Raw genomic sequence first — 20971 nt, 5'->3', positions numbered from 1 at the left:
AAAATCTAATCGCTAATATATAAAAATTAATCGAATAATTTAATTTCAGATTCAATATCTAAAATTTGCATATGAAAAGGATTGTTTTCAAAATCCATCTGCACTTTACCTATTAAGAAAATTTGTATCTTATTTTTTAAAGACTCTACTAAAATGTTAAATTTTTCTCGAGAAAGAGAATGATCATAATTAAAAGAAAGCCTACTCTTTCCTATATACATAAAACCACTACAAGCTTTTGTATCTATTTTTGTTATCACTCCCTTATACCTTACTTCTTCTAGCAATTGAAAATCTTGACTATCCTTGAAATAAATAGATTCTTCTTTGTTAATTCCAATTATTTTTTTATTATTGTCTTTATCAAATAATTCAATATTTTGGATTAAAGAATCTTCAGAGGTTAAGGGTTTAACAATTTTATTTATATTCTTAATTAATGTTTTACTTTGTAAACCTCTAAAGTCGTAATAATTTATGGTTGTTGTTGAATCATCTTGGCCTACTATTTTTATATGCCTATTATCAATGGCCTTTATCTCTTTTGCTGGCTTTCCCTTTAACATCTTTCTAATTTCGATAATAACATTTAGCCCATCTAACAAATCTTTCCCTGTATTATAAATATTGCTTATATACGGAATTAAAGGAATCGCTAATTCTTTGTTTTGTTCTATAAAAATTAAAAAATCTGATATTAAGGAACCTTTTTGAAAAGCATTAATATTTATTTTTAAGTCTTTTACCGCATCTTTTCCCAATTTTATTTCTGCTATTTCATGTAAAGCCTGACTTGTGGCTAAAATTGTATTTGCTACATCATAAGCATCAACACTATTTTCAATTAGGTCTCCCTTAAAAGATAATTGAAATTGATAAAAATTTTTATTTGAAGACATAGTAATAAATCAAATTAATTAATATTTTATATAATAAATTCTACAAAAATAATCTATGTTTTAATTATTAAATTAATTTACCGAAAACTTTAGATTCATTTATTTTTGCTAATTGAAAAATTTCATCAATGGAGGCATTATTATCTCTTAATCCATAAAAATGGGTTTCCCCGAGTAAAACATATTCCCATTTACGATCCATTCTATCTTCTAGCTTAAGCTCATTAATTCTTTTAATCCAATCGAGGGTAGCTAATTGTTTCTGTTTAACATTAGGGTCGTTTAAATCTTTATCTGATTTTGTCTCAAGAAGATAAATATTATCAGATGTTTTTATAATAAAATCTGGATAATAAAAAGATAAAAATCCATCAGTTCGTATATAAATAATATTGGCAAAATTATGATAATATTCATTAATCTTCATAATAGCCTCGACTTTAGAGTCAGAATCTGCATATTCCATTAAGGCCTTTTCAAGTCTTCCTTTATTTGACGGGTACGGCAATCTTTCATAAATTGTTTTGACTATTTCTAAAGAATAATTTTCTCTAACTCTTAAATCAGTAATTTCTGAAAAATATCTTTTTTCTATTATCGCCTCACTGATACTGGTATTATTCTGCATGTCCATAATTAATTTACCAATTTCTTTAATTATGTGCTGAGTAACAATCCCATTTTTGAGAAGAAGTACTTTCCAATTATTATCGATAAATGGATCAAATGGTTTATCGAACAGTCTATTTCTTATATATTTATCAACAGCTCTGACTACTTCTAAATTATTAATTTGCATTACAGGAAAAGATTTTGTTTTTCTGTTCCCTACCTTTACCATTCTATTGATAATAACATTTAGTATTTTTTCTAAATATTCATTGTAGCTTTGTGATTTAAATAGGTTAGCATCTACGACGTACTCTCCAAATCTTGTTTTGACGGTTAACTCTTCTGAAACGAAACTTTCGCCTTCTTTTTTAAAAAATTGCTGCAGATTTTCTAAATGATAAGCTGAAAATGGTTCTAATTTTTCTATATTTATGTCTCCATTAATCAGCTCTTCTTCTGAGTCTTTAATTATTGATGGCCAATATAAATTGTACTTTTTATAATCTTTCTTTAACCCAACTTTAATGATATCGCCAAGAACTCCTTCCCTGTCTTTTGGATCTTTTTCGATTTCACCAATAAGCCCTTCTTTTAAGAATTCTTCGTAAAATTGGATAAAAGACGGATGCTCGATAATTGTCAATAAATCAATATAATTTTCTGGTTCTTTTTTATCAACTAATAATCTTTTTAGATTACTTTGTCTAATTTCTAAAAATTCTGGCTCACGCCACATAAGTCTTAATCCGCGGCCGATAGTTTGCTCTAATAATATTGGAGCTGAAGCAGAGCGCAGAGGAACAATAACGCAAATATTACTTACATCAAATCCTTCTCTTAACATTAAAACTGAGACAATAATTTTGGGCTTTTCGTGCTTATCTATATTAAATAATTTTTGTTTTAATCCTAACCATTCTGTTTCGGAAATATCTCCCTTTTTATCAGAATCAACTCTTATGACATCTTCATTTGACCATCCCTCTTCATTCAAAAATTCTACTACAAATGGAGTAACTTTAGTATCCTCGCACATAATAAGCATTTTAGGATGTTTATCAGAAATGCCATCCTTATCTTTAGTGAAATCTATGAAATTTTTTTCTAAAATTTTTAATTTATTTATTCCGGCCCTAATCATTAACTTCTGTCCTTCTGATAATCCAATAACATTATTGCCTTCTCTTATAGCATTATAATCTAAGACTATATCAGTTATTTCTTTTCTTTTATCGATAGCAATAATCTTAACTAATCCCTTCCTAATAGCATCTTTTAAGTCAAAATCTACTATAATGTGTGGGAAATAATGTTTAACTCTTTTTTGTCCGCTACCGGTAACATCATATGGCGTAGCAGAAAAATCTATTTGAATGAATTGATTCCCTTTATTTTTTGATATTTTATTTAAACTTTTTTGCCATTCAACTTCTTTAACCTCTCCGTATATTTTATTTTCATGAATATGATGAGCCTCATCATTTATTACCATTAAATCTTTAAGATTAGATAAAAAATCTACCTCCTTGCCTCCTAAATAATTAGCATCTAGAGAATCTAATGTGTTTCCGCCTGAAACCCCAGGACTAATAGGCCTTAATACTTTAATGATTGAGCTGGGATCGTCCAACGGAAAATCATTACTATCCCTTTCTTCTTTATCTAAAAATAAATGCCAATTAGCTATGGCTATCATTCCATCTCCTGTAATTTTATTTCCTATTTCATGCTTTTTGGCGACACTATTTTGAACAAATCCAAAAACATCATCTCTATACTGAGAAGGCACAAATAGCTCTTTAAATTTATAAAAATCAGATTCTTCAAAATGCCTTTCTTGATTAATATCTTCTTTTCCGAGATAAGCATCAAGTAAGCGATCGTAAACGATAATACCAGGAGCCACTAATAAAAAGTTTTTAGTAAATTTATCTGTTTTTTCTAATTCATATTTAGCATTAAGGTATTGCCATATAAGCAAGGCGTGCATAACCCATGTTTTCCCAGTTCCAGTAGCCATTTTTATGGCATATTTTGGTATTTCGTATTTATCTTTTTTTAATTCGACTATATCAATTTCTGAAAGCAAGTCTGGATTAATATTTTCATAAATATCCTTTACTGCCTTAACGTTCAAAATTTCGTGCAAATATATTGCATTTAAAATAGCCTGTCTTTGTCCTTGATTGAAGTTAATATATCTAGTTTCGATATGTGGTTCTTTAAACCAAAATTTTAACAAATCCTGAGTAACTAAAGAAACCTTTGAGAGTAATTCTCCATTATCCCAAGAAGCATTAACTTTATCAGTTAATTCTTTTGCAATCTTTAATGGTATATCCCTTGTTCCTATACTTATTGGTGATGGCATAAAGTTATAATTTTTCTATTACAATACTTTCAAAACCAAAAACATCTACTGCCTTAACGCAAATTTTCCTATCTTTCTTTTTAAGAACGATTAGCGATGTTTTGGAAATAACGTGATAGGGATCGCTATCATTTTCTATGTTTTCTCTATAATCTTGCCACTTACTACGAAAAGTTTCTCCATCATAATCAGGATCAATACTCCAATACTCAATTAGAGACAGAGGATCTTTAGCTATTATCTCCTTAAGTTTATCTTTATCTTTTTCATCAAGAGGAATATTGTCTGGAGACAACAAGACATAATCACCTAGCTCTATCTTTAATTTTTCCTCGGCTTCAGAAATAGATTCTATAATTATTGGCTTCAAAGTTAAATACTGTAAAGAAGAAAATCTAATTTTTTTACTATCGATTAAATCTTTATAACTAGACTTTGTTTTAAGCTGATCAAGTAAATCAGGTGGAATTACTAAAACTTCTAACTTGTTATCATTTAAAGATTGAATCACTTCAGTAATATCGTAGGTAAAATTCCAACCAAGGACTACAACTTTATTCCATCCCCCCATAAATGAATTTCTATATTCAATTGCTTTTTTCAGTGTGGCTAAACCAGTTAACTTGTTAGGAGAATCAACCATTACTAATGTTCTACTATCTTTTATATATCCAAGATTTCTATTGGGATTTTGTTCTTCAGTAAAAGGAATTGATCCATAAAGTTGAGCTACTACTGTAGATAAATCACCAATTCGACGATAAAGACCCGAAGAAGCAAGAGCCTCTTTTTGATAATCTCCTATAGATTGATATAAAAATGGCTTAGCATTTTGATCAATTAGTCTTTTTCTCATTATTAAATTTGCTGGCTTGCCTAAGTCTGCCATTATCCATTTTCTATTAAGTTTTTCGGCCACAGATCCAGTTGTTCCTGAACCAGCAAAAAAATCAGCAACAATGTCTCCCTCACTAGAAGATGCCTTAATAATTCTTTCTAAAACTTTGATATTTTTTTCTGTACTATAATCAAAATTAAAAGAATATGCTGAAATGTCTGTCCAGTTAGAATCCAAAAGTTGTTCATCTGTTGGTTCTATCCAGTATTCTGGTTTTTCTGTTTTTGGATTTAATCTTAACGAGCCTTTTTCTATTGCTTCGTCTATCTTAGATTGTTCCCATGCCCAATGTCTTCCATGAGGAGGAGATATTAGTTTACCAAAAAAATACTTAGCGTCTCCTTGTCCGGGAGCGTCTAAAGAATGAAAATAACCATCCTTTATTGATTCTAATTTTTTAATTATAGAATTAAAATTAATTTCTTGGCTCTTACCATAAAAAAATATTGAATCAGTCGCATAATTAAATCTTTTAGCATTTTTATCTGATTTTTTAATTCTATTAACGAGTATTTCATTTTTAAAATTATTTTTACCGAAAATATCATCCAATAAAATTTTGACATAATGTCCAACATGCCAATCAATATGAACATAAATAGATCCCTTTTCTGATAGCAATTCTTTCATTAATGCTAATCTAGGATATAACATTTTTAAATAAGAAACTGTGCCATCTTTCCAGGTATCAGCATAAGCAAACTGTTCAATGACAGTGGGTTTCTGCTCTAGGTCTACTCCAGGTAATTTTACTTTAGTTCTATAATCCGTTCTACTATCGAAAGGAGGATCTATATATATTAAATCAATTTTTCCCCTCATTGACGGTAGTTCACTTTCTTTGTCTCCAATTAAAAGAGCCTGCATAGTCAATAGATTATCTCCGTATATTAAACGACTCATCCAATCATTTTCTTTTTGTTGTGGAATTCTACCACTCCACAAATTATTATTATCTTTTGACGGCAAAACCAACTCATTTGTTTGTAATGATAATCTATTAGAACTAGAAAGTCTCTCTAGTATTTTTTCAACTTCTTTCTTTCCCTCGTCTACTATTTTAGGTAATTGATATATTAACGAATCCATAATTTACTTTACAACATTATAAGATAAATAGACCTTTAAATCAAATTAGACAAAAACCGCTTACCCTACCGGTAACTTGGTCTCTTAGAGCCCCTCATTGGTTGGCTAGGAAAATGGAACGAACTTGGAACATTTTTTACGGTTTAATTATCAATCCAGCTAGCACTGCTGCTACAAGCTGAGTAAATATATCTACAGCCTTATCACCAATATAATTCTTTATTTTTACTTCTTCTTCTTTAATCATTTTTCTAGATGATAATGTCTCTATTATTTCTCTAGACAATGTTTGTTTTAGGCAATCATCTAATTTTGATTTTGATATCTCATCAGAGAGCTTCTCAAGCAACAACACAGGATTGTTATCTCTAGAAAATTGATTATTCTCAGATAAAAAACCTTCGACATTTTCTAATTCTATGTCTGTTTCAAATCCGTAAAATTTACTATTCTTAATTATAAAATTACTAGAATTGGTTACTTTTATTGCTGGCATGTTTATTGTTTATTTTTTAACATTAAGATATTATTCCGTATTCTTTATTAATTTCATCTATTCTTAATTTTTCTCCTCTTTCTAGATTTGCGTACAAATCTTCTAAATACCTATCGAAATCATGAGCATTGTCAAAAATTACGCTAGATTTTTTAATTTTATAACTTAATTCATTATAAAACTTTTCTAAATTTTCGAAAAAACAATCTAATTCATCAATAGGAGGAATCATTATTTTCTCAATTCCGTCATTTATCTCTTTGTGTGCAAATACTTTATGTCTAACTTTTTTAATTTCCTCAATTATTTTTTTATTTTCTTCAAAAAAAATTTTATAGCCCTCCTTGTCTGCCTTATCTAAAGAGATAGAATCGTCTCTTTTGTCGTCAATATGACATATAAGTATTACCCACATTATAAGTAGAGCTTTAGTTGAAATGGAAAAAAATTCTGCATGTAAGCTTCTAATTTTATTGATTCGTTCTATTGATTCTTTTTTTTCAATAAATTTACTTGTTCGCCATGCATAATAGGCAGATTCCGCCTCAAATATGTTCCCTAAAAAATAATCTATTATATCTTCTTTATCCATAATTTAATTTTATAAGAATATCGATCGATAAAATTCGAGCCAGTTATTTCCTTAATGGTTTTTCCTAAAATACTCTCAAATCATAAATCTTTCATTTCATTAATTGTCATCATATTAATAACTTCTAAGACTTTTTATTTAAACTTTTTTATTTTCAAATTCTTTTGTTTTTAACAAAAATTTATAAACATTGCTCATTTCTTCGTTAGTTAAAATATCCTTATTTTTTCTTATCACTTTACATTCGAATCCCCTCTGACATATCCACACATTCTCTATTGGACCAGATATTGTTTTTGTATCAACTTTAGCATTTGCAAAAACTAAAATTGGAATAATGAAGTAATTTTTATTTAACTCTTTTTTTATTAAATTATCAAGGAAAAAACACTCTTTTCTTGCTTGATGTAAAAAATCTTTTTCAAGCTCTTTACCGTTAATTTTTAATTTTTTATTGTCATATGAAACAATTCCATCACTGCCTTTAGTTTCGAGAGTAAAAATACCTGTTGGAGAAATACAAATATGATCAATATTCCCTCTATCCATTTTAAAATCATTAACTACTTTGCATTCTTCCATTTTTTCTAGGTCCCCCATAATAGCAAGCTCCGCTTTGGCTCCCTTACCCCAAGTTCGATCAAGCCAATTAAATTTCTTATCAAAATCTTTCTCAATACTAGGAATTGCTGCTATTCCCAATACTCCCAACAACGAAAGAAAAAAAGCATTTTCTTTGGTTTTAAAAAACATTAAATAAAAACCAAGAACAATAAGAGAAAAAGATATAATCAATAATATTATTGCCAAGCTATATGTCTTTTTTTTATATGTTTTATATACGAATGTATCTTTATTATTTGCCATTTTATTACCCTACATCTGCTCAGGAGCAGATATTCCCATTAGTTCTAATGTATTCTTTAAAGTAATCTTAGTTGCATATACTAAACCTAATCTTGCCTCTTTCAATTTCTCATCTTCGACTAAAACATGACAGTCGTTATAAAACTTGTGGAATGTTGTAGCTAAATCAATCGCATACTGAGGAATTCTGTGAACCTGATAATCAATAGAAGTATCTTCGATTATCTCTGGCAATTTCAATATCTCTTTCATTAATTCAATTTCACTCGGATGAGTAAGCAAAGCTACATTATTAATCTTCTTAACAGAAGAAACTCCAGCACTCCTTAAAATACTGGCAATACGAGCATGAGCGTATTGAACATAATAAACAGGATTCTTTTCTGATTGTTCACAAGCCAAGCCCATATCAAAATTCAAATGAGTATTGTTTGATTTCTGCAAAAAGAAAAACTTAATTACATCAGGAGATAATTCAGATAATAAATCATCCATTAAAACAACTGTTCCCATTCTCTTCGACATCTTCACTGGCTTACCGTCTTTCATGACAGTAACGAATTGTAATAAAATGATTTCTAATTGTCCCTTGTGTCCAATCGCTTCTACTCCCGCCATTAAACCAGCAACATCGCCAAAATGATCTGCTCCCCAAATATTAATTACTTTATTAAACTTATTCTTTTCAAATTTGTTCTTGTGGTAAGCAATGTCTCCAGCTAGATAAGTATTGTTTCCATCGGTTTTAACTATTACCCTATCTCTCTCATCTCCGAACATAGTTGATTTAAACCACAAAGCTCCTTCTGATTCATATGTAAAACCTTTCTTCTTTAAGAACTCTATTACCTTTTTAACCTCTCCTTTATTATGTAATGATGTTTCTGAAAACCATTCATCAAATTTAATATTTAAATTAGCAACAGTTTTCTTAATACTTTCTAAAATAATTGAAGAAGCTTTAACTCCTACTTTGTAAGGATCTGTCTCTTTAATTACTGAAGCTAATTCATCAATATACTCTCCTGTATATTTAGCATCAGCATCTTTTAAAACAGAATGGCCTAATGATAATATCTGCTGGCCATAGTCATTAACATAGTAAGCCTTTTCAACTTTAGCTCCAGTCTTTGATAAGACATTAGCTAAAACATCTCCAAAAGGACCGCCTCTTCCATTTCCAACTGTTAAAGGACCTGTTGGATTAGCGGAAATAAATTCAACTTGTATCTTGTCTTTAGAAATATTCAAATCTCCAAACTTCTTTCCTTTTTTTAATACCTCTTGAATTTCATCTAAAACAAATTCTTTAGAAACAAAAAAATTAATGAACCCAGGATTAACTACTTCAATCTTATCAAAGTATTTACTATCAATTCCCTCCTTTATCTTAGAAGCTATTTCTAAAGGATTATGCCCTTCTTTTTTAGCTATTTCCATGGCGACACTGACTGAATAATCGCCAAAAGAAGCCTCTTTAGGCTTTAAAACTTTAATCATGAATTCATCTCCATATCCTAGAGATTTCAATGATTTAGACACATTATTCTTGATTTCTTCTCGTATATTCATAATATACCAATATTCTAGCAAAAAAGGAGTTAATTGAAAACCTATGTAAATTAATTGATATTTCTTAAATAATCCCTTATTCGATCTTTATCCTCATTTGCTTTATCTCCCTTAAAGTAAATTTCTATAAATTCAACCTTACTTATTGTTAAATGAAAAGCATAAATAACTCTTATTCCACTCATAGCTCCTCGCCCCTTTAAAGCTTTACAAGCAAATTTCTTTATCTTACAAATCTGTAAAGATTCATTACAAAAACCCGGAATAGGAAAAATACTCTGATTTTCTATACCTTTTAAATGATAGAGTTCGATTGTATTCTTTTTGACAACTTCTAAATCTTCTTCAAGAGTTCTATACTTCTTAATTAATCGTTTAAAATCCTTGCGGAAATCATCTGTTTCCTCATAATTAATCTGATTCTCCATAATCACGTAAAGAAGTATCACTAGTTCGGTAAAATACCGATTCGTAATTAATAGGTTTGCCATTTTCTGCACTCATCCATGGCACATCTTTATGAGAAAGTTCTGAAAGCTGTATCGCTGTCATATCAGATAGTCTTTGAAGTTCAAAATCTATGTGCTCTTTTTCTTTCCCATCTAAGACAGTTAAATCTGGCTCGACTTCCGGATTAACCAAATATTTAATTTGAGGATATTGATAAAATTTACTCTTCACTGTTTCTACTTCCCCATCATCAATCATTTTCTTAATAAGATTATCGAATAATAAGGGAGTTGGGCCATAATGATTTTTAATATAATTCAATCCCATTAATTGTTCTTCGTATTTTTCATAATAATCAAAATCTATAAAATATAAAAATTTATATATTGCAGTCATTCCGACATTAGGTTTCCCACCAACTTTCTTAAGAATATATAATAAAACTTGGCGAAACTTTTCTAATTTTTCCTGAGGAACACTAATACGAATTTCTTCTTTTTCAACTTTAGTATTTTTTTTCTCAATTTTAAATTTTATTTCTTTAGATTCTTTGCCTTTCAATAAATCTTCTAATGAAATATCAAAAACTTCCGCAAGCTTCTGTGCTTCGGTTACAGTTAAATCTCTTTCTCCTTGTTCTATTTGCACATAAGTCGGACGAGAAATATTAAGCAAAGAAGCTAAGTGTTCTTGGGTTATGTTGCGTTTTTTACGTTGATTTAAGATAAATTCACCAATCATATTATCTTAATTATAACTTTTGTAAATATTTTTGTCAATAGATATGTAAATAAACTTTACAAAAAACACTGTCATTAAACAGTGGTTTTCTTTTCTTCTATTTTGATGATTGCCTTGCGGGGACATAACTTTTCTCCCCCGCATTTCTCTAATTCTTTACTATTTTTAATCTTCGCTTTCCCATTACTCATTATTGTTATCCCTTTGGGACAGAAGACTGTACACCCGGCACAACCAAGACATTTCACTTTATCAATTTTGTATAAATTCATTTGTTTTTAAAATTACAAAGGCATACTGCCATGTTTTCTTGTTATCAATCCCTCTCTTTTTGTTGCTAGGGATTCTAAAGATTTAATTAAAACACTTCTTGTTTCTCTTGGATCAATAATCATGTCTACTTGACCCAACTTAGCCGCACAAAAAGGATCAAGGCAACCATCTTTAATTTCTTGTATCTTTTCTTTCTCTAATTTATCTGGATTCTTTGAATCAGCTAATTGCTTTTTAAAAATAATCTTTACTGCTTGCTCTGCTCCCATTACTGCAATCTGGGCACAGGGCCAAGCAATAACTCGATCATATCCCAACTCACGAGAAGCTAAAGCAATATATGCTCCGCCGAAAGCTTTTCTTAATATTAAACTAATCTTAGGAACAGTTGCTTCAGCATAGGCATATAATACTTTTGCTCCATGACGAATAATTCCTTGATATTCCTGATTTGTTCCCGGAAGATATCCAGGAGTATCAACTAAATTAATCAAAGGAATATTAAAAGCATCGCAAAAGCGAACAAACCTAGCAATCTTATCTGAAGAATCAATATCCAATACTCCCGCCATTGATTTAGGTTGATTGCCAACTATTCCGACCACACTTCCATTTAATCGAGCAAAACCAACTACCGCATTACTAGCAAACTTGGCCTGAACTTCAAAAAAAGTATCATCATCAAATATCTCTTTAATAATTTCTTTAATGTCATATCCTTTTTCTTGTTCTTCAGGAATTATTTCTAACAACTTTTCATTTTTAATTTCTTCAGAAGATTCTTGATTAACAATTGAATCTTCTGTATTGTTCTGAGGAAGGTAAGAAAAAAGATTCTTAACTCCATTAAAACAATCTTTTTCGTTCTCATAGACAAAATGAGCACAACCGCTTTTAGTAGAATGAACAGAAGCTCCTCCTAATCCTTCAAAATCAACATCTTCTCCAGTCACTCTTTTAATTACTTCCGGACCAGTAATATACATTTGAGAGATTCCTTCAGTCATGAAAATGAAATCAGATAGTCCGGGAGCATAGCATGCACCTCCAGCTGAAGGACCAACCATAATACTAATTTGAGGAATAACTCCAGAAGCTCTAACCATACTTCTAAAAATACTGGCATAGCCATCTAAACTAGAAGCTCCTTCTTGTATTCTCGCTCCCCCTGAATCAATGATTCCAATAACTGGACAGCCTGTTTTACGCCCAAATTCAATGATTTTAGCAATCTTTTTACCATGCATCTCTCCTAATGACCCTCCCATCTTAGAAAAGTCTTGACTGTATAAATAAACAGTTCGGCCATTAATCTTACCAAATCCAGTAATTACCGAATCTCCCAAAAACTTCTTCTTGTCCAAATCTAATCCAGAAAAACGACTTTCAATTAAAGCATCTAATTCAGTAAAACTATTTTCATCTAAAAGAAGATTGATTCTTTCTTTTGCTCCTAGCTTCCCTTTCTGGTGCTGTTTTTCTATCAACTTAGAATTATCTATATCTGATAAAGTATTATTCAATTTTTCTATTTCCTTTTTAAATTTCATAATATTTATTCACTAATTATTTTGAATTGATTTTTTAATTCAGTAATTATTTTTTCTAATAATTCCGTATTATCAACTTCTTTCCCTAGTTCCATTTTTAAAGAAGTTGCAATATCTTTTAATTCTAAAGGAAAACTTTCAATATTAGTATTAATTCCTATTCCTATTACTGAAAGTTTTACGTCACTACCAATAACATTCTCGGTTAAAATTCCACAAATCTTTTTTCCATTTAATAAAACATCATTCGGTAACTTTATCAAAGGTTCAACATTGAAAGATTCTTTAATTGTTTTTGCAACAATAAAGGCAGCTAAAATAGTTATAATCTGTAAATCATCGATATTTCCCCGAGGAAGAATAATAGAAAAATACAATCCTCCTTTAGGAGAATACCAAGCCTCCCCTTTTCGGCCATATCCATTTTCTTGAACTTCTGAAACAACAACTGTCCAAGGAGCAACACCAAGATTGCTCATTTCCTTGGCTTTCTTGTTGGTTGAAGAAATTGATTTAAACTTTTCTATTTGCATATTATTCTAAAATAATTAAGATTTCCCCTTCTTTAACTTGTTGATTCTCTTTAACTAATATCTTTTTAATTTTACAATCATTTTCTGCCACAATCTCATTTTCCATCTTCATAGCTGATAAAGTTAAAAACTTATTACCTGCTTTAACATGGCTCCCTTCTTTGACAAAAATCTTAGTTACAACTCCCGATAAAGAAGATGCTATCCCCTTATTTAAAGAATCTTTTTTAATAGAAGATGTTTCTATTAAAGATCCTTTATTTGAGCCAAAAACAAACTCTTTGCCTCCAATTTTAATCTTCACTGCCCCACAGTTTTCTTTCAATTCAATCTGGTATTCTTTATTTTTAATTTTAATCTTAAAATCCATATCTTTAATCAATCATCTTTAATTTCTCTGGATTAAGCCACTTTGAAACGTATTTATTAGAAAAACCATTGATCTTCTTAATCTTTTCGTAGATATTAAAAACAATATCAGCCAGTTCTTCTTCATTCAGTTCTTCTACTAACTTTTTTTCCATCTTCTTCTTTAAATATGGCTTTAACATTAACTCCTTCATTATTCCGCTCTTTTCTATAAAATTAGTATTGAAGTTTCCCTTTTTAAAATCCTTATCTTCTAATAATAATTTAAAAAAAGGAATAGTCGTATCAACTCCTTGAATAATAATTTCGTCTAGGGCTCTCTTTAGTCTATTAATTGCTTCTTTTCTTGTTTTTCCCGTAGCTACAACCTTAGCTAATAAAGAATCGAAGTAAGGATATATTTCTTGACCATGATGTAAAAAGCTATGTAAGAATACTCCTTGTCCTCCTGCAGGAAAATACTTTTCAATTATTCCTGGCGTTGGTTGAAAATCTCTCTGTGAATCTTCAGCATTTATTCTAGCTTCAATAGCATAGCCATTGAAATGAATATCCTTTTGAGTAAAAGATAATGATTCTCCTTGGGCAATCCTTATCTGTTGCTCAACAATATCTATTCCGGTAATAGCTTCGGTAATAGGATGTTCAACTTGAATTCTCGGATTCACTTCCATGAAATAATAATTCTTATCGTTATCAACCAAGAACTCAACTGTTGCTGCTCCTTTATATTTCAATTCTTTTATTATCTTCACGGCCCAAGCACCCATCTCTTCCCTAGTTTTAGAATCAAGGAAAGAAGAGGGTGCTTCTTCTAAAAGCTTTTGAAATCTTCTTTGGATTGTGCATTCTCTTTCTCCTAAATGAACTGCATTCTTTCCATCTCCTAATATCTGGAATTCAATATGTCTTACTTCGGGAAGATATTTTTCTAAAAAGAAATCAGCATCAGCAAAAGCGGTAGCCATTTGTCTTTGCACAGCTAAAGAGATAGCAAACAATTCTCCCAAGTTTATTTTATTCTCAATAATCCTTATTCCCATTCCTCCTCCTCCTTTCTGAGCTTTCAAGATAAAGGGCGGCTTGATTTTATTAGCCCACATGGCTAAATCTTTCTTATTCATGATTGGCTTATCACTGGCTGGTAAAGTTGGAATACCAATTTTCTTAGCAATCTTCTTAGCTTCAATCTTGTCTTCAAATTTACTTAAAAGAAGATGATTCGGTCCAATGAATTTAATCTTATTCTTTTCACAAAGCTGGGCAAATCTCCAATTCTCAGCTAAAAATCCATAGCCAGGATGAATCGCATCAACCTTAGCTTTCTTAGCTATTTCCACAATTTTCTTCATATCAAGATACCCCTTAACTCCAGACTCTTCTAAAAAGAAGTATTCATCAGCTAAGGTAGTTTCTAAGAAGTTCTTTTCCTCTCCTGGATTAGGACAAAGAACGACGGTTTTAATTCCCATCTCTTTACACGTCCTTATTATCCGCAAGGCAATTTCTCCCCTATTGGCAATTAAAATCTTTTTGATTTTCTTAATCTTCATAGGTTAGCTTTTTAATTTCTTCCATTACTTTTTCTGTAATCTTAATACAAATATCTTCATACTCTTTTGAATCACGATTCATTTCTTCAGCTAATTCAAATTCTTCTTTAAAGAAAAGTGGCTTACCAATATTTAATCTAATATTCCTTTTAACTTTTGGTTTCTCTCCCGGAGGAAATAATTCAAAAGCTCCTTTAATTCCCATCGGAAGAATCGGCACTCCTGTTTCAAGAAAAAACTTAGCCACTCCCCATTTACCTTTCCCTACTTCTCCGGTCCTAGTTCTAGTTCCTTCGGGATAAATAACTAACGAATATCCATTCTTTAAAAACTTAACTGCTTTTAAAAAAGCTTGCTTCTTTGAATTTTCATCTTTTCTGTTTACCGGAATAACTTCTGCTAAAGAATAAAGTAAATCTCTAATACCGCTCCATCCTTTATTTTCCCTATCTACTTGTCCGATATGAGTATACTTTCTTGGAACACAAACGTATCCGCAAAGAAGAATGTCTAAATAACTCTGGTGATTAGAAGCTAATATCACATTTCGATCTGGAAAATTATCTCTCCCTTTCACTTCTTTGATAAATAGGAATCCAACTAAAGGAGCTAAAGTAATTTTTAATATTGTTGAAAGAACTTTATTCATAGAAATGTTCGCTTTCTTTTATTGCCTTCTTAGCATCGTTAATAATCTCATCAATAATTTCCTTACAGCTTTTAATCTCATTTATTCCTCCGGCGCAAATACCACACAACAAAGGAGTCAAATCAATATTGGCTGAACCTTTATTTCCAGCAAATCTTTCTGAATTTAATTCTTCAGGAAAAGGACTCTTTTCTTCCATTTTCTTAATTGTTTCCGAAAGCTTGTTTTTAATTGCACGAATCGGATGGCCAGTAAATCTAGCAACGACAGTAATATCTTCATCGGTTGCATCAATAATCGCTTTTTTGTAATTCTCGTGAATCTGACATTCAGATGAGGCCATAAATCTGGTTCCTATCTGGACTCCGTCAGCACCCAAAACTATTACTGAAGCAAAGGTTGCACCATCAAATATTCCACCAGCAGCGATTAAAGGAATATTCTTAACAGCCTTTCTGGCTTGAGGAACTAAACAAAAAGTTGAATTCTCTCCAATATGTCCTCCTGATTCCATTCCCTCAACCACTACCCCATCAACTCCATTCTGTTCCATTTTAGAAGCTAATCTAACTGAAGGAACAACGGCAATAACTTTAATTCCTGATTGTTTTAAATAAGGAAGAATAGGTAAAGGATTTCCTCCGCCAGTTAAAACAACAGGAACTTTTTCTTTAATGATAACTTTAACTAAATCAGCAATGTTAGGATTCTGCATTAATAAATTAACTCCGAATGGTTTGTCAGTTAATTCTTTAGTTTTTTTAATTTCTTCTTCTAACCAATTTGGAGAAGCAAAACCAGAACCAATCACTCCCAATCCTCCAGCATTAGAAACAGAAGACACTAAAACATGCTCTGAAACTCCGGCCATTCCTCCCTGGATAATCGGATACTGAATATGCAAAAGTTTTGTTAATTTATTATTTTCAAACATATTATATTGTCTTAATTAAAGAATCTTTGATTAATATTTGTTCTGCTTCATCTACTAATTCTTTTATTAAATCTTTCACCTTAACAATCTTATCAATTCTCCAAGCATTAGCTCCGGCAAAAACTAATCCATTTTCTAAATCTCCTTTTCTAGCATTTTCTAAAGCTTTTAAAATACAATAACTTTTATCACAAACTGGACCAATGCATCCTTCGCATTCAGCAAGATTAACTTTAGGAGCATTACCTTTTAATAATTTATCAACAAAAGAAGTTCTAATTGCTCTACCTGGTAAACCAACTGGCGAATGAATGATCACGATATCTTCTTCTTTGGCTTTTAAATATGTTTCTTTAAATTTGATATCAGCATCGCATTCTTCGGTTGCAACAAAACGAGTTGCCATTTGTACGCCCGATGCTCCCGCTCGAAGCATTTCAACAATATCTTTTCCATTAAAAACTCCTCCAGCTGCAATAACGGGAATTTTAACTTCTTTAACTACTTCTTTCACAATATCTATGGCGTGCCTGAAAGGATGTCCCTCGGGAAATCCTAAATGGCCTCCTGCATCACTGCCCTCAACAACAACCGCCGAAGCCCCAGATTCCTCTGCTTTTTTAGCAACTTTAGCTGAAGAAGCGATAGCAAAAACTGGAACATTACCTTCTTTAGCAATATCAAAAACATCTTTTCTAAAACCAGCCCCCTGAATAATCAAATCTATCTTTTCTTCTACTGCCGCCTTAACTAATTCTTTAAACCTTCCTACTACTCCCATGATATTTATTCCAATTGCTCCATTGCCTTCAGAAATATCTCTCGCCTTTCTTATTTCATCCTTAACCTCTTCAGTATCTTTCATTCCTGAAACAGCAATAATTCCTACTCCACCTTCTTTAGCAACATTACCCGCTAAGTTATGTAAAGAAACTCGAACGGCCATTCCTCCTTGAATAATCGGCAATCTAGCAAAAACATTTCCTATTTTTAAATTAGGCAATTTAAAAAGTTTAACTGTGCCATCTTTATTTTCTTTATTAGCGCTAGCTAATGTTTTCTTTTCTTCCATTTCTTTCTTATCCATTATAGCAACACTAAATCTGACTTCACATTTTCTACTATCATCAACAAAAGCTTCGCCTAAAAAATTAGCAATTTTACTATTATAAATTCCTAAAAGTTTAACTTTGTATTTAATTTTATCTCCTGGCCAAATTGGTTCGTAAAACAAAGCACTTCTGACTTGATAAGCTAAAAGATGTTTTTTCTTGTGGTCTTTTCCTATCTTTTCTCTTAATAATAAAGTTCCGGTTTGGGCAATTCCCTCGACTACCAAAACTCCAGGCATAATAGGAAAATCAACAAAGTGCCCTTTAAAATATTCATCAGCAGAATTGGTCTGCTTAAAACCAATAATCGTATCTCCTTCTATTGATTCAATTTCATCAACCCACAAGAAAGGATCTTGATATGGTATTATTTCTTTAATTTGTTCTTTTGAATAAAGCATATTATAAAGATAAACCTCCATCAATATTTATTATCTCTCCAGTAATAAAACTGGCTTCAGGAGAAGCTAAAAAGACTACCGTTGAAGCAACTTCTTCTGGTTTTCCAAATCTGCCCAAGGAAGTTAATTTTCTAACCATAACTTTTAGTTCTTCGGGAATAGCTTCTGCCATTTTAGTTTCAATAAATCCCGGAGCAACAGCATTGACCCTAACATTAAATCTTCCTAACTCTTTGGAAACTGATTTAGTAAATCCAATTATTCCTGCTTTTGAAGCCGAATAATTAGCTTGTCCGAAATTACCTCTTTGTCCAACAATAGAAGAAACATTAACAATATTTCCTTGACTAGGGATAAGAAGGGCTAGAGCTGCCTTAGAACAATTGAATACTCCTGTTAAATTGATATCAATTACCTTTTGCCATTCTTCAACTGTCATTTTAGCTAAGGTTCTGTCCTTAGTTATTCCAGCATTATTAACTAAAACATTAAGTCCGCCTAATTCTTTTTGAATATCCATCATCATTTTCTCAACTTGGTCCATTTTAGAAACATCAGCTAAAAAGTATTTGCCGCCAGTTTCTTCAGTCACCTTTTTTAAGCTTTCTTCTTGTTGAGGAATATCATTCAAAGCAACCTTAGCTCCTAATGAAGCAAATTTTAAGGCCATTACTCTACCTATTCCCTGAGACGCTCCAGTTATTAAAACAACTTTGTCTTTAAACATATTTTTAAATTAATTATTAATACACTTTACTTCTTTAATATCTCTTCCTGTAATTTCAATATTTTGAATTTCTATTCCTTTTAAAATCTCTGGCATTTTATCTGCCATCATTATTTCATTAAAAACTCTATCTAAATTAAGGAAACTTTTGCTGCCTAGAATTAAGCCAGGATAGACAATAGTTTTATTCTGCTTTTGTACAAAATCAGCTTCTCCCAGCGTAACAATATTTGATAGACTATTTTTTAATTCATTTACAATGTCTTCTTCTGATTGTAAATATTTCAAAGAAGCAAAGTTTTCTTTCTTTAATATTCGATATATATTTTCCGAAGCGCTGGCCCTTCCCATTTTCATCATTGATAGATTCAAAACAATATCAGCATTTAAAACATCTTCTGAAATTTCTAAATTATCTTTCTTAACAAAATTCAATTTAGACAAATCCAATGGCATTATTTTATTTTTCAAACAAACATCAAGCAATCCTGACTTCTGAGCCATTCCTTCAATTGGAACTTCGTTAAAACTCTGAGTTGCTATTTTGATATTTTCTAACTTAATATTCTTTTCAAGAAGAAACTGAATTACTGAATCAAGAAACTCGGGAGAAGTATTTTCTCTAAAGTATGCATGATTAGGAGAAACTAAAGCTGGTAAGATAACAATCTTTGAATTTTTATTTAAAGATATATTTAAAAAACTAAATACTTTTTCAATTGAGTCGGCAATATCGTATTTAGTTCTCCAAACAGCAACTGAATTATCAGAGCCTGGATTAAAACTAATTTCTTCTCCAATAGCATATTCTTTCACTGATTTGTGAGCCCATTTATTTCCCAATTCATCTTCTAAGACCAAAGCAAAATATGGAACTTCGGGATGAGGAAGAGATGAAATACTAACCTTAGAAATTCCAATCACTTTAGCTTTTACAGTTTTTATTTTTTCTGTTTGAGAAAAACACTCGGGACAAACTTCGATTGGTTGCTGCCAGACTTTTTTACATTTTGAACATTGATAAAAAACCATATTATATTTTTTTAAATATATGAACAGTAACGCTTCCTCCTGCTCCTCCAATATTATGAGTTAAGCCAATCTTTGGATTTGAAACTTGACGCTCTCCGCATTTGCCTCTCAGTTGATTAACTATTTCAAAAACCTGAGCTAAGCCAGTAGCTGAAATAGGATGGCCCTTAGCTTTTAATCCGCCAGAAGTATTAATCGGCATTTCTCCATTTAGATTTATTTTTCCTGACCTGATTAATTCTCCTCCTTTTCCTTCTTCAGCAAATCCTAAATCTTCGTAAGAAATTAATTCAACGGAAGTAAAAGCATCATGGACTTCAGCAACATTAATATCTTTCGGAGTAATTCCTGCCTGATCATATGCTACTTTAGCTGCTAATCTAGTTGCCTTAAAATGAGTAATGTCATCTCTTTCAAAAGTTAAGATATAATCAGTTGCAAAACCAGAACCAATAATTTGAATATCAGATGCTTCAGTTGAGACAACAACTGCCGCTCCTCCATTAATTGATAGCGAACAATCCATTAAACGCAAAGGAGAAGAAACTACTGGAGAATTCTTTACTTTTTCTAAATCCATTGGGCGATTATAAAAATAAGCATTAGGATTCAAAGCTGCATTAGTATGATTCTTAAAAGCAATTAAAGATAAATCGTCCATACTCCCTCCGTATTTATTCATATATTGCTGCCAGATTAAAGCATTTTGAACTGGAAAAAGCAGTCCCTCTGTTTGTTCTATTACTTTTTCTGCCGCTGACAAGATATAATCAACGACAATTTCACTTTTATTATCAACCAATTTTTCTCCTGCCAAAACAAGGATATTTTTAAAACCTTCTAAATGTAAAGCAGCCCACAAAGCAACGCCTCCTCCGCCACAGACTGAAGGAACTTCAATGATTGGAACGTTTGTTTTAAATAGACCTGATAAAAAAGATACTTTGTGTGTTTGATGCTCTCCACCAGCAGCACTAGACATTCCTGTAAAAACAATCGCATCTATTTGAGATATTCCTATTCCTGAATCTTTTAAAGCGTCTATTGCTGCTTCGTAGGCAAACTGCCACCAATATTTCTGAGAATAATCAAACTTAGTCATTCCCACTCCTTTGATATACATATTTTGTTTCATAAATAAAAAACAATCTCTTACGGATTACTAATTAATACTACCTTTCACTTATAGCCATAGCAAAAGAATTATCCCCAGCTGAAAATTAGAAAATAAATTAAATAATTAGCAAGTCT

The 20971-nt window shown here is 31.1% G+C and carries 20 protein-coding genes and 1 pseudogene; all 21 read right to left on the bottom strand.

From position 1 onward, the window contains the following. Positions 1–26: 26 nt before the first annotated feature. The 21 genes and pseudogenes from PLD14_01410 to PLD14_01310 all read right to left on the bottom strand — a co-directional run bounded on the left by PLD14_01410 (position 27) and on the right by PLD14_01310 (position 20843). Positions 27–899 carry a hypothetical protein gene (locus tag PLD14_01410; protein HPR79857.1) on the bottom strand — a complete coding sequence of 291 codons (873 nt, stop codon included), beginning with the start codon at positions 897–899 and terminating at the stop codon, positions 27–29. Positions 900–966: 67 nt separating this feature from the next. Beyond that, the gene (locus tag PLD14_01405; GenBank protein ID HPR79856.1) at positions 967–3882 is read right to left on the bottom strand and encodes a DEAD/DEAH box helicase family protein; all 2916 of its coding nucleotides are present in this window, start codon (positions 3880–3882) and stop codon (positions 967–969) included. 4 nt (positions 3883–3886) lie between these two features. Then, positions 3887–5869: a site-specific DNA-methyltransferase gene (locus tag PLD14_01400; protein HPR79855.1), complete on the bottom strand. Its 1983-nt coding sequence runs from the start codon at positions 5867–5869 to the stop codon at positions 3887–3889. 136 nt (positions 5870–6005) lie between these two features. Further along, on the bottom strand, positions 6006–6365 hold the full coding sequence (locus tag PLD14_01395) for a hypothetical protein (protein ID HPR79854.1): 360 nt from the start codon (positions 6363–6365) through the stop codon (positions 6006–6008). Between the two features lie 22 nt (positions 6366–6387). Next, positions 6388–6957 (bottom strand): hypothetical protein, encoded by a 570-nt coding sequence (locus PLD14_01390; protein HPR79853.1) that lies wholly within the window; start codon positions 6955–6957, stop codon positions 6388–6390. A gap of 138 nt (positions 6958–7095) precedes the next feature. Next, positions 7096–7824 carry a nuclease-related domain-containing protein gene (locus PLD14_01385; protein ID HPR79852.1) on the bottom strand — a complete coding sequence of 243 codons (729 nt, stop codon included), beginning with the start codon at positions 7822–7824 and terminating at the stop codon, positions 7096–7098. Positions 7825–7833: 9 nt separating this feature from the next. Continuing rightward, complete coding sequence (gene argS, locus PLD14_01380; protein HPR79851.1) at positions 7834–9396, bottom strand: arginine--tRNA ligase; 1563 nt, start codon at positions 9394–9396, stop codon at positions 7834–7836. Between the two features lie 50 nt (positions 9397–9446). Continuing rightward, positions 9447–9824: a hypothetical protein gene (locus PLD14_01375; GenBank protein HPR79850.1), complete on the bottom strand. Its 378-nt coding sequence runs from the start codon at positions 9822–9824 to the stop codon at positions 9447–9449. Next, on the bottom strand, positions 9808–10587 hold the full coding sequence (locus PLD14_01370; GenBank protein HPR79849.1) for a DUF4065 domain-containing protein: 780 nt from the start codon (positions 10585–10587) through the stop codon (positions 9808–9810). Before PLD14_01370 ends, PLD14_01375 begins: the two co-directional genes overlap by 17 nt. A gap of 74 nt (positions 10588–10661) precedes the next feature. Next, a complete protein-coding gene (locus tag PLD14_01365) occupies positions 10662–10859 on the bottom strand; it encodes a 4Fe-4S ferredoxin (protein HPR79848.1) in 198 nt (65 codons plus the stop codon). 12 nt (positions 10860–10871) lie between these two features. Then, positions 10872–12410 carry an acyl-CoA carboxylase subunit beta gene (locus PLD14_01360; GenBank protein ID HPR79847.1) on the bottom strand — a complete coding sequence of 513 codons (1539 nt, stop codon included), beginning with the start codon at positions 12408–12410 and terminating at the stop codon, positions 10872–10874. Between the two features lie 5 nt (positions 12411–12415). After that, positions 12416–12943 (bottom strand): biotin--[acetyl-CoA-carboxylase] ligase, encoded by a 528-nt coding sequence (locus PLD14_01355; GenBank protein HPR79846.1) that lies wholly within the window; start codon positions 12941–12943, stop codon positions 12416–12418. Between the two features lies 1 nt (position 12944). Further along, positions 12945–13313: an acetyl-CoA carboxylase biotin carboxyl carrier protein subunit gene (locus PLD14_01350; protein HPR79845.1), complete on the bottom strand. Its 369-nt coding sequence runs from the start codon at positions 13311–13313 to the stop codon at positions 12945–12947. Positions 13314–13317: 4 nt separating this feature from the next. After that, the gene (locus PLD14_01345) at positions 13318–14865 is read right to left on the bottom strand and encodes a biotin carboxylase N-terminal domain-containing protein (GenBank protein HPR79844.1); all 1548 of its coding nucleotides are present in this window, start codon (positions 14863–14865) and stop codon (positions 13318–13320) included. Further along, a complete protein-coding gene (locus PLD14_01340) occupies positions 14855–15514 on the bottom strand; it encodes a lysophospholipid acyltransferase family protein (protein ID HPR79843.1) in 660 nt (219 codons plus the stop codon). Before PLD14_01340 ends, PLD14_01345 begins: the two co-directional genes overlap by 11 nt. Then, complete coding sequence (locus PLD14_01335) at positions 15507–16448, bottom strand: nitronate monooxygenase (protein HPR79842.1); 942 nt, start codon at positions 16446–16448, stop codon at positions 15507–15509. Before PLD14_01335 ends, PLD14_01340 begins: the two co-directional genes overlap by 8 nt. Before the next feature lies 1 nt (position 16449). Next, entirely contained in the window at positions 16450–17520 is a 1071-nt protein-coding gene (locus PLD14_01330; protein HPR79841.1) for a nitronate monooxygenase, read from the bottom strand. 51 nt (positions 17521–17571) lie between these two features. Next, positions 17572–17961 (bottom strand): annotated as a pseudogene (locus tag PLD14_01325) (3-hydroxyacyl-ACP dehydratase FabZ family protein). A 1-nt stretch (position 17962) separates the two neighbouring features. Further along, complete coding sequence (fabG, locus tag PLD14_01320) at positions 17963–18688, bottom strand: 3-oxoacyl-ACP reductase FabG (GenBank protein ID HPR79840.1); 726 nt, start codon at positions 18686–18688, stop codon at positions 17963–17965. Between the two features lie 9 nt (positions 18689–18697). After that, a complete protein-coding gene (locus tag PLD14_01315; protein HPR79839.1) occupies positions 18698–19720 on the bottom strand; it encodes a DUF362 domain-containing protein in 1023 nt (340 codons plus the stop codon). Between the two features lies 1 nt (position 19721). Continuing rightward, a complete protein-coding gene (locus PLD14_01310) occupies positions 19722–20843 on the bottom strand; it encodes a thiolase family protein (GenBank protein ID HPR79838.1) in 1122 nt (373 codons plus the stop codon). Positions 20844–20971 lie beyond the last annotated feature (128 nt).

Origin of the sequence: Candidatus Pacearchaeota archaeon (assembly GCA_035404185.1) — a bacterium.
Classification (GTDB): Bacteria; Patescibacteriota; Minisyncoccia; order Minisyncoccales; family Minisyncoccaceae; genus UBA2211.
Note: the sequence above shows the minus strand (reverse complement) of the source record. Positions and strands in the feature narration are given on the sequence as shown.

Excerpts from the sequence above, each read along its gene's own strand:
- argS (HPR79851.1), bottom strand. The coding sequence starts at position 9,396 with ATGAATATACGAGAAGAAATCAAGAATAATGTGTCTAAATCATTGAAA.
- PLD14_01410 (HPR79857.1), bottom strand. The coding sequence starts at position 899 with ATGTCTTCAAATAAAAATTTTTATCAATTTCAATTATCTTTTAAGGGA.
- PLD14_01335 (HPR79842.1), bottom strand. The coding sequence starts at position 16,448 with ATGTTTGAAAATAATAAATTAACAAAACTTTTGCATATTCAGTATCCG.
- PLD14_01390 (HPR79853.1), bottom strand. The coding sequence starts at position 6,957 with ATGGATAAAGAAGATATAATAGATTATTTTTTAGGGAACATATTTGAG.
- PLD14_01365 (HPR79848.1), bottom strand. The coding sequence starts at position 10,859 with ATGAATTTATACAAAATTGATAAAGTGAAATGTCTTGGTTGTGCCGGG.
- PLD14_01385 (HPR79852.1), bottom strand. The coding sequence starts at position 7,824 with ATGGCAAATAATAAAGATACATTCGTATATAAAACATATAAAAAAAAG.
- PLD14_01350 (HPR79845.1), bottom strand. The coding sequence starts at position 13,313 with ATGGATTTTAAGATTAAAATTAAAAATAAAGAATACCAGATTGAATTG.
- PLD14_01395 (HPR79854.1), bottom strand. The coding sequence starts at position 6,365 with ATGCCAGCAATAAAAGTAACCAATTCTAGTAATTTTATAATTAAGAAT.
- PLD14_01360 (HPR79847.1), bottom strand. The coding sequence starts at position 12,410 with ATGAAATTTAAAAAGGAAATAGAAAAATTGAATAATACTTTATCAGAT.
- PLD14_01345 (HPR79844.1), bottom strand. The coding sequence starts at position 14,865 with ATGAAGATTAAGAAAATCAAAAAGATTTTAATTGCCAATAGGGGAGAA.
- PLD14_01310 (HPR79838.1), bottom strand. The coding sequence starts at position 20,843 with ATGTATATCAAAGGAGTGGGAATGACTAAGTTTGATTATTCTCAGAAA.
- PLD14_01355 (HPR79846.1), bottom strand. The coding sequence starts at position 12,943 with ATGCAAATAGAAAAGTTTAAATCAATTTCTTCAACCAACAAGAAAGCC.
- PLD14_01315 (HPR79839.1), bottom strand. The coding sequence starts at position 19,720 with ATGGTTTTTTATCAATGTTCAAAATGTAAAAAAGTCTGGCAGCAACCA.
- PLD14_01400 (HPR79855.1), bottom strand. The coding sequence starts at position 5,869 with ATGGATTCGTTAATATATCAATTACCTAAAATAGTAGACGAGGGAAAG.
- fabG (HPR79840.1), bottom strand. The coding sequence starts at position 18,688 with ATGTTTAAAGACAAAGTTGTTTTAATAACTGGAGCGTCTCAGGGAATA.
- PLD14_01370 (HPR79849.1), bottom strand. The coding sequence starts at position 10,587 with ATGATTGGTGAATTTATCTTAAATCAACGTAAAAAACGCAACATAACC.
- PLD14_01375 (HPR79850.1), bottom strand. The coding sequence starts at position 9,824 with ATGGAGAATCAGATTAATTATGAGGAAACAGATGATTTCCGCAAGGAT.
- PLD14_01340 (HPR79843.1), bottom strand. The coding sequence starts at position 15,514 with ATGAATAAAGTTCTTTCAACAATATTAAAAATTACTTTAGCTCCTTTA.
- PLD14_01330 (HPR79841.1), bottom strand. The coding sequence starts at position 17,520 with ATGGAAGAAAAGAAAACATTAGCTAGCGCTAATAAAGAAAATAAAGAT.
- PLD14_01405 (HPR79856.1), bottom strand. The coding sequence starts at position 3,882 with ATGCCATCACCAATAAGTATAGGAACAAGGGATATACCATTAAAGATT.